Raw genomic sequence first — 8774 nt, forward strand, 5'->3', positions numbered from 1 at the left:
TCTGTGATCATGTTGGCCCCGGTGTTAACTCACTGCTCCAGCAGGCGCGGGATCAATTGGGCGAAATTGCAGGGGCGGGTACGTGAGTCGAGTTGGGCCGCGAGGATCTGCTCCCAGCCGGTCCGGCAGGCCCCGGTGGAGCCCGGCAGGCAGAAGATGAAGGTGGCGTTGGCGAGCCCCGCCAGGGCGCGGGACTGGATCGTGGAGGTGCCGATATCCGCGAACGAAACCTGGCGGAACAGCTCGCCGAACCCCTCGATCTGTTTGTCGAGCAGGGGTAGGAGCGCCTCCGGGGTGCTGTCACGGCCGGTGAGCCCGGTGCCGCCGGTACATAACACCACCTGCACCTGTGGGTCCGCAATCCAGCGCGAGAAGACCGCCCGCAACTGGTAGATGTCGTCGCGCACGATCGCCTTGGCAACCACCCGATGCCCGGACTCCTCGGCCTTGGTCTTGAGGAGTTGGCCGGAGCTGTCCTGCGCCTCCGCGCGGCTATCGGAGACCGTCAGGATGGCGATGGCCAGCGGCACGAAGCCCTGATCGGTGACATGTTCCTGCATCGGTGCATTGCCTCCGGTGGAATTAACATCCGCGAATGGACAGAGAAGACATGAGTCCGCGAAGAACGCGAAGAACGCGAAGGAACTCTTTGGTGTGGCGCGTTCTCCGGTCCGCTGCTGAAACGCCCGGTCGTATCGGGAATGCGGTCGTCGACCGGTTCGTTATTCGCGTTCATTCGCGTTTTTGGCGGACTGAATGTTCCGTATCTAAAACCATTTGGGAATCAGGATCAACCCCCAGGTCACCCAGGCGAGCGTCATGCTCATGAAGACCGCGGCGGAGGCGATGTCCTTGGCGCGGGCGGACAGTTCGTGGCGCTCCAGGCCGACCCGGTCCACGCCGGCCTCGATGGCGGAGTTCAGCAACTCCACGATCAGCACCATGAGCAGGCAGCCGATCAGCAGCACGCGCTCCACCGGGGTCGCGCCCAGCCACAGTCCGAGGGGGGCGAGAAACAGCAGCAGGAACAACTCCTGGCGAAAGGCCTCCTCGGCCTGGAAGCACGCCTTGAAGCCCTGCATGGAATAGCCGAAGGCGTAGATCATCCGCCCCCAGCCCCGGTCGTTGTGGCCGGCCATGGTTATGCCGGGGCGCCGTCGGGCCGCCAGGCCAGGTCCAGCTGACGCGCCGCGCGCACATCGTCGAGTCGGCGCACCGGCATGGTGTGGGGGGCGCCCGTCACCAGGTCCGGGTTGGTCCGCGCCTCCTCACGAATCGCCACCAGCGCCGCGACGAAGCCGTCCAGCTCTTCCTTGGTCTCGGTCTCCGTGGGCTCGATCAGCAGGCACTCCGGCACCAGTGAGGGAAAATAGGTGGTGGGGGCGTGGTAGCCGTAGTCGAGCAGGCGCTTGGCGAAGTCCATGGCATTGACGTGGAAGGTCTTGGCCTCCTGCTTGATGCTGATAATGAACTCATGGCTCGCCCGGCGCTGCGGGTACGCGGCCTCAAAGCCGGCCTCCCGCAGCCTCGCCATGAGATAGTTGGCGTTCAGGGTGGAGAATTCGGAGACGCGCTTCATCCCCTCGCGCCCCAGCATCCGCGCATAGACATAGGCGCGCAGCAGGATGCCCATGTTGCCGCCGAAGGCGGTGAGCCGGCCGATGGATTGGGGGCGCTCCGTCTCACCGAGCCAGCGGTACTGCGCCCCTTCGCGGGCGACCAGGGGCACCGGCAGGAAGGGCTCCAAGCGTTGGGAGACGCCCACCGGACCGGCGCCGGGACCGCCGCCCCCATGGGGGGTGGAGAAGGTCTTGTGCAGATTCATGTGGATGACGTCGAAGCCCATGTCCCCGGGCCGGACCTTGCTCAGGATGGCGTTGAGGTTGGCGCCGTCATAATAGAGCAGCCCGCCGGCCTCATGCACGATGCGGGCGATCTCCTGGATGTTGCGGTCGAAGACGCCCACGGTGCTCGGGTTGGTGAGCATGATGCCGGCGGTCTGGGGGCCGACCGCCGCCCGCAGTGCATCGAGGTTGACGTCCCCATCCGGACCGGTCGGGATCTCCCGGGCCACGAATCCGCACATGACGGCGGAGGCCGGATTGGTGCCGTGGGCGGCGTCCGGCACCAGGATCTCGGTGCGCGCCGAGTCGCCCCGGGCCTGGTGATAGGCGCGGATCATGGCCACGCCGGCGAACTCCCCCTGGGCCCCGGCGGAGGGGGCCAGGGACACGGCCTGCATCCCGGTGACCTCCTTGAGCATCTCCTGAAGTTCGTAGAGACAGGCGAGGAACCCCTGACCCTGATCGTCCGGGGCCTCCGGGTGACGAGCCAGGAAGCCGGGCAACGAGGCGAGCGTGTGGCAGGCCCGCGGGTTGTACTTCATGGTACAGGAGCCCAGCGGGTAGAAATGGGTGTCGATGGAGAAGTTCTTCTGCGACAGCCGGGTGTAGTGACGCACCACCTGGAGTTCCGAGACCTCCGGCAGCAAGGCCCGCGTGGTACGCCGTTGCGCCGCGGGAAGGTCGGCGCAGTCCGCCATCTGGAGTGGGGCCTGGGCGGTGGCGCGACGGCCGGGGTGGGATTGTTCTTGGATCAGCATGTTAGTAGATGGCTTTGCAATAGATGTGACTAATCGTTTTAGGCTGCGGCGGCCAAGATCGCCTCGGCGACCTGCTTTCCGGCCTTCGCCGGGGATGCCTCGTGGAGCGTGCGATAGCCGCGAAGGAATGGCAATGTATCTCCAGTATCCAGTTCCTCTGCAACTACCGGAATAATGCGTTTGCCATCCGCGAGCGCCGCCCCCAACTCGACGAGTGTCCAGCGGTTCCGAATACTGTTCGGCGTCAGGATAATCACCAGCGTACGGCTGTGGCGCAGGGCATCCTCCAAGCGTTGCTCCCATGGTTCTCCCAGCGGTATATCGGCAATGTCGAACCAGGAATTGACTCCGGATGCCTTGAGGGAGGAAACGAATTGCTCGACCCACGCACGGTCCTTGCTGGAATAGGCGAGAAATACATCGGCCCCGGTTTCGTCACTCATTTCGGCCCCCCCGTGGCGCGGCGCTGAAGCTGCTCAAAATATTGTTCGATATCGTTGAGTCGGATGATATCCCGGGTCTTGAGAAAGGCGGGTGTGGCTGGTTGCGCCATAAACTCCTGTCTTCCCAGACCGTGCAGCACGACGATGATCGGAATGCGCCGCAGCCACGCCCCGCCGATTTCGACCCAGACCCAAGGTCTATCCAAAGCCCAGGGGGTAACGAGGACCAGCAACTCATCGGAGCCATCGAGTGCTTCCCGTAGCGCCTCGTTTGAGTCGCCGATGTCCATATCGGCCTCGTCGAGAAAAGCCCTGGTCCCACGACCCCCGATCTCCCGCGCGATCTGAGACGCAACCCAGGTGTCTTCGCTACAATGGCTAATGAATACCTTGGGGCGAACAACCTGATTCAAAGATGCAGACCTCGATTCAGTCGATGAGCGGGCGCGGGACCTGAGAGACTAGTTTATCCACAGGCCCCGCGTATTGGTGTCAGCCTAACGCCGCCAACGCCGCCTCGTAATCCGGCTCCTGGCTGATCTCCGGGACCAACTGCGTATAGACCACCTGGTCCTGCGCATCCAGTACGATCACGGCGCGGGCGGTGATGCCGGCCAGCGGTCCGTCGGTGATCAGCACGCCGTAGTCCTGGGCGAAGCTGGGTGAGCGCATCGTGGACAGGCTCACCACGTTGTCGATGCCCTCGGCGCCGCAGAAGCGGCCCATCGCGAAGGGCAGGTCGGCGGAGATGACTAGCGCGACCGCGTCGGTCTTGCCGGCCATGGCCTCATTGAACTTCTTGGTCGAGGTGGCGCACACCGGGGTGTCCAGGCTCGGGACGATGTTCAGGAGCTTCTTCTTGCCGGCGAAGTCGGCGAGCGTCTTGTCGCTCAGATCCTTGGCGACCAGGGTGAAATCGGGGGCCGGGTGGCCGACGGCGGGCAGGTCGCCGTACAGGCTGACGGGGTTACCTTGCAGGGCGGTCTTGGCCATTCTTTCTCTCTCCAGTGGGTGGGTCGGGTTAGGTGCGCGGTACGATGCTGAAGTTGTGGATCGGTCTTGAGCGCGCCGTCACCCGACGCGCGGTGCCTTTGGGTCCCTTTGCTGGCTCAGGCAAACCAGGTGTGACGGGTCAAACCGACACTGCCTGAGCCGCAACGATCTCAGCCAGCTTGGCCGCGTAGCCCTCTATTTCTTCCGCGGTGCGCAGCTCGGTGGCACACACCAAGAGTGCCGGGTCAAGTTCCGGGTAGTCCAGGCCCAGGTCGAAGCCGCCTAGGATATTATCAGCGGCGAGCGACCTTAGCACGTCGGCGGTGGGGGCCGGCAGGCGCAGTGCCTGCTCGTGGAAATAGGGTCGATCGAACAGCGGCTCCACCCCCAGCGTCTTGCACAGCGCGGCGCTGAGTGCCCGGGTATTGGCATGCGAGGCGCCGCCGACCCGCTCCAGCCCCTCGGCGCCCAGGATCGCCATGTGGATGGTGGCTGCGGTGGCCAGCAGGCCCTGATTGGTGCAGATATTGGAGGTCGCCTTGCCGCGGCGGATGTGCTGCTCGCGCGCCTGGAGCGTGAGGGTGAAGCCGGGTTTGCCGTCCAGGTCCAGGGTGCGCCCGATGATGCGCCCGGGCATCTGCCGGACCAGGTCCTGCTTGCAGCACAGAAAGCCCGCATAGGGGCCGCCGGAGGAGAGTGGGATGCCCAAGGGTTGGGCCTCGCCGCAGGCGATGTCCGCGCCCGCGGCCCCCCACTCGCCCGGTGGCTTGAGCAGGGCGAGTGCGATGGGGTTGACCACGCCGATGACCAGCGCCCCCTGGTCGTGGGCCGCGTCGGTGAGTTCATCCGCCTCCTCGATCACCCCGAAGAAATTCGGCTGGTTGATCACCACCGCCGCGAAGCCCTCGGAGTCGGCGCCCAGCGACTCAATCGGCGTGTGCCCGCCGCGCCGGTCGAAGGGGGCCTCGACGATCTCGATCCCCTGCGGCTCCACGATCCCGCGCAACACCCGCCGGTAGGCCGGGTGCAGCGCGCGCGGCACCAGCGCCCGGTTGGACTTGGCCTTGCGGTTGGCGCGCACCGCCATCAGCACCGCCTCTGCCAGGGCCGACGCCCCGTCATAGAGCGAGGCGTTCGACACATCCAGCGCGGTCAGCGCCGTCATCATCGACTGGAACTCGTAGAGCAGTTGCAGTGTGCCTTGGCTCGCCTCGGCCTGGTAGGGGGTGTAGGCGGTATAGAACTCACCGCGCGCGGCGATCTGCCACACCGCCGCCGGGATGTGGTGGTCATAGGCCCCGGCGCCGATGAAGCACACCGGCTCGCCATCGGCGCGGGCGCGTGCCTGCATCAGGCGCGCAATGTCCATCTCCGCGAGTCCCGTGGGGATGGCGGCGAGCTCGCCGATGCGCAGTGCCGCCGGGATCTCGTCGAACAGGTCGTCGATGGCGCTGACGCCGATGACGCCGAGCATGGCGGCGATATCCGCCTGCGTGTGGGGTACGAAGGGCATGTCGGGGTCAGGCCTCCGCGTCGACCACGGCCTGATAGCCGGCCGCGTCCAGCAGCCCGCTCAAGGCGCCCGGATCGGCGAGGCGCAGCGAGAAGATCCAGCCCTTGCCATAGGCGTCCTCGTTGATCGCCTCCGGGGTGTCGGCGAGGACCGGGTTGGCCTCCACGACCTCACCGCTCAGGGGGGCGTAGATGTCGGAGGCGGCCTTCACCGATTCGACCACGGCGCAGGCATCGCCCGCCTCCACCTCGGTCCCGGCCTCCGGCGTCTCGACGAAGACGATGTCGCCCAGGGCCTCTTGGGCGTGGTCGGTGATGCCGACGGTGACGGTGCCGTCGCCGTTGTCCATCACCCATTCGTGGCTCGCGGTGTATCGGAGGTCAGCAGGGACTGCGCTCATGGTCTTCTCCCGGTGGGGCCGGCGGTGCGGCCGATCGCTATGTTTAGACGCAATGGCATCGCCCAGGCGGACGATACCGATATTAAGTGGTTGCGGGCGAGCCACGCCAAGTATCCAGCCTCTCACAGGTCCGCGGAAAAATGGACCGGGCTAACAGAATTTCGCAGGATTCACAAGATTTGGACAATGATCGAGGGTGGTCCCATAGCGACCTTTTGTCCTGTTAATCCTGAAGAATCCTGTTAATCCTGTCCCATTACCATCAGTCCGGACGGACTTTCCTTCATGCTGATACGCGGCGCCGAGGCCCGGTCAAAAATCCAGCATGGGCTTGCCGTTGCGCACAAAGGTGGTCTTGACCACCTGTGCCGCGACCGGCTTGCCGCGGATGTCGACCGCGCAGCCGGCGCCGATGCCGGGCGCCACGCGGGCAAGCGCGATGGAGCGCTCCAGGGTCGGGGCGAAGCCGCCGGAGGTGATCTCACCCACCTCGCGGCCGTCGACCAGCACCTTCTGATGTCCGCGCAACACGCCGCGGCCGGTCAGCAGCAGGCCGACGAAGACCCGGTGGGCCGGGTTGTCGCGCACGGCGGCCAAGGCCTCACGGCCGACGAAGGCACGGTCTGCCGGCTCCCAGGCGATGGTCCAGCCAAGCCCGGACTCCAGCGGGCCGACGCCCTCGTCCATGTCCTGGCCGTAGAGGTTCATGCCCGCCTCCAGCCGCAGGGTGTCCCGGGCGCCCAGGCCGCATGGCTGCGCGCCGGCGGCGATCAACCCCTGCCAGAGCCCGGGGGCCTCCGCGGCCGGGAGCATGACCTCGAAACCGTCCTCGCCGGTGTAACCGGTGCGGCCGACGAACCAGCGCTCACCGTCGGCGGCAAAGAATGGCTTGAGTGCAGCCGCCGCCTCACGGCAGTCGGCGGGCAGCAGGGGGGCGGTCAGCGCCACGGCCTGCGGCCCCTGCACCGCGATCATGGCGAGATCCCGGCGGCGGTCGATCTGTACGTCAAGGCCCGTGGCGCGGGCGTGCATCCAGTCGAGGTCCTTATCGGCGGTGCCGGCATTGACGACGATCCGATAGCGGTTGGGGCCGCGGTAATAGACGATCAGGTCGTCCACCACCCCGCCCTCGTCGTTCAACATGCAGGAATACAGTGCCTTGCCCGGGACCTTGAGCTTGGCCACGTCATTGGCGAGCAGATAGCGCAGAAAATCGCGGGCGCCGGGACCCGCCAGATCCACCGGTTGCATGTGCGAAACGTCGAAGACGCCAGCGTGGCGGCGTACCGCGTGATGCTCCTCTAACTGGGAGCCATAGTGCAGCGGCATGTCCCAGCCGCCGAAGGGGACGATGCGGGCGCCGAGGCGCTCGTGCTCCGCAAACAGGGGGGTACGCAATCCCATTCGACTCTCCTCGCTCCGGCCGGGTTGGTGCCGGCAGTGGTCCAAACAATAGGGTATTGAAGGCGTGCCGCTTACGGCAGCGTGCCCTGGCATCGCCCCTCTGTCCTGGACCTGAGAGTTTGCGGGCCAGGCGCGTGGCCTGGCCGGCTGCCCCGTCGGTGGGTTGCCGTCTCTAAGGTAGACGGCAGCCGCTCTCCAGAGTCGGTCTTAAGCCCCGTGGTCCCTGATGCCTGAGCGATTCCGGGCGGTGTTGCGCCTTCGGCGCCGGCCAGACGGCCGGTCTCTCCCACGGGGCATGACGCGAGGCGCGACTATACGAGCGCCACGGGCGGATTTCCAGTCCGGGGGCATTCAGGTCCCCGTCTTGCGGTTTGTGGCTTGCTCCTGGCGCTTGAACGCGGTCCCGCCGCAGTCGGCGCAGGGCGGGATGCGCCCGGTCTTGACGAAGTGGGTCTTGGCCCCGCAGCGGTCGCACACCAGCGTCCCCGGCCCCGTGATCTCGCCGGCCTGATAGAGGGTCAGCCGGCGGGCCGTCTCCGCAAACTGGGCCAGCTGCAGGCTGGTCTGGTCCGCGACCAGGCTGAACATGTCCAGCATCCGCTGTTCGATCAGTTGCAGGTCGAAGCGCCACCAGTCGTGGATGTCCTGGCCGGTCTCGGCGATGTAGCTCGCCGCGTCCTCCACGTCCCGGCGCAGATAGTCGGAGACCTTGTTGGCCTCCTCCCGGCTCAGTTCGCCCAGTTCCACCATGTTGTCCCGCGCCTTTTCCAGCAGCTCCCGGAAGCGCGGCGTCGTCTCCTCGGTCGCGGTCGCCAGGGTCTCGCGGGTGCGCTTGAGGAGTTCCTCATAGGCATCCACCAGTTTATCGGCTGGTGTCTCGCCTGCTTGGTTCTTGTCCGGATCGGTCATCGGGTGGCTCCGTCTGGCGGGTGAATCGGTCGCGGCGCCCCAGCGGGCGCGCTCCTGGTCAAGTGTGCCTGAACCCATGGAATTGGCAACCGGCAAAGGGCGGGTGGAAGCTCGCGCTGGCCCTGGCGTTGGCGCCGGCGAAGGCCTTGGCCAGCGTTGCGCCGACGGCGGTCCGTCTGCAACCGGTCGAGGCTTACCGTGAAAGTCGCCGTAAGCCGATGTCTGTGAAGTAGGTTTCACGCGAAAACCACGAGCGGGCGCAGGAGCGCCCCGTTAGCCTGAAAGACTTTCATGGTCAGGGGTGGCAGGCCCCCCTTCCATGGCCGTTAGCCGGTCCGGCGTGCAGGAACCACTGATCTTCCTTGGATTAGGTCGGGAACCGCCACCGGCTAAGGTCGATCCAGCTTTTGGCGAGTTGATCCCGACGGCTAACGTGACCAGCCAGCACTGCTTCGTACCCCGGAATGGCTCGTTGTAGACCGCACGGTAAACCGACCCAGGCGCCCTGCG

The 8774-nt window shown here is 66.1% G+C and carries 10 protein-coding genes and 1 riboswitch; all 10 genes read right to left on the reverse strand.

Going from position 1 to position 8774, the window contains the following annotated elements; genetic code table 11:
* Positions 1-29: 29 nt before the first annotated feature.
* Positions 30-560 (reverse strand): molybdenum cofactor biosynthesis protein B, encoded by a 531-nt coding sequence (gene moaB / locus QZX93_RS21115; protein ID WP_295387986.1) that lies wholly within the window; start codon positions 558-560, stop codon positions 30-32.
* Positions 561-767: 207 nt separating this feature from the next.
* Positions 768-1139, reverse strand: a complete 372-nt coding sequence (locus QZX93_RS21120; protein ID WP_295387988.1) for a diacylglycerol kinase — start codon at positions 1137-1139, stop codon at positions 768-770.
* A gap of 2 nt (positions 1140-1141) precedes the next feature.
* Positions 1142-2602, reverse strand: coding sequence for an aminomethyl-transferring glycine dehydrogenase subunit GcvPB (gene gcvPB, locus QZX93_RS21125; protein WP_295387990.1), 1461 nt, complete (start codon positions 2600-2602; stop codon positions 1142-1144).
* Between the two features lie 38 nt (positions 2603-2640).
* Entirely contained in the window at positions 2641-3045 is a 405-nt protein-coding gene (locus QZX93_RS21130) for a toll/interleukin-1 receptor domain-containing protein (RefSeq protein WP_295387992.1), read from the reverse strand.
* Positions 3042-3458 (reverse strand): toll/interleukin-1 receptor domain-containing protein, encoded by a 417-nt coding sequence (locus tag QZX93_RS21135; protein WP_295387994.1) that lies wholly within the window; start codon positions 3456-3458, stop codon positions 3042-3044. The genes QZX93_RS21130 and QZX93_RS21135 overlap by 4 nt, the downstream gene beginning before the upstream one ends.
* Positions 3459-3537: 79 nt before the next feature.
* Positions 3538-4038: a thiol peroxidase gene (tpx, locus tag QZX93_RS21140; protein ID WP_295387996.1), complete on the reverse strand. Its 501-nt coding sequence runs from the start codon at positions 4036-4038 to the stop codon at positions 3538-3540.
* A gap of 139 nt (positions 4039-4177) precedes the next feature.
* A complete protein-coding gene (gcvPA, locus tag QZX93_RS21145; RefSeq protein ID WP_295387998.1) occupies positions 4178-5551 on the reverse strand; it encodes an aminomethyl-transferring glycine dehydrogenase subunit GcvPA in 1374 nt (457 codons plus the stop codon).
* A 7-nt stretch (positions 5552-5558) separates the two neighbouring features.
* Positions 5559-5951 (reverse strand): glycine cleavage system protein GcvH, encoded by a 393-nt coding sequence (gcvH, locus tag QZX93_RS21150; RefSeq protein ID WP_295388000.1) that lies wholly within the window; start codon positions 5949-5951, stop codon positions 5559-5561.
* 312 nt (positions 5952-6263) lie between these two features.
* Entirely contained in the window at positions 6264-7355 is a 1092-nt protein-coding gene (gcvT, locus tag QZX93_RS21155) for a glycine cleavage system aminomethyltransferase GcvT (protein WP_295388002.1), read from the reverse strand.
* 207 nt (positions 7356-7562) lie between these two features.
* A riboswitch (glycine riboswitch) is annotated at positions 7563-7654 on the reverse strand.
* A 52-nt stretch (positions 7655-7706) separates the two neighbouring features.
* Positions 7707-8264, reverse strand: coding sequence for a zinc ribbon-containing protein (locus QZX93_RS21160; protein WP_295388004.1), 558 nt, complete (start codon positions 8262-8264; stop codon positions 7707-7709).
* Positions 8265-8774: the final 510 nt, after the last annotated feature.

The organism is uncultured Thiodictyon sp. (genome assembly GCF_903946935.1).
Taxonomy (GTDB): Bacteria; Pseudomonadota; Gammaproteobacteria; order Chromatiales; family Chromatiaceae; genus Thiodictyon.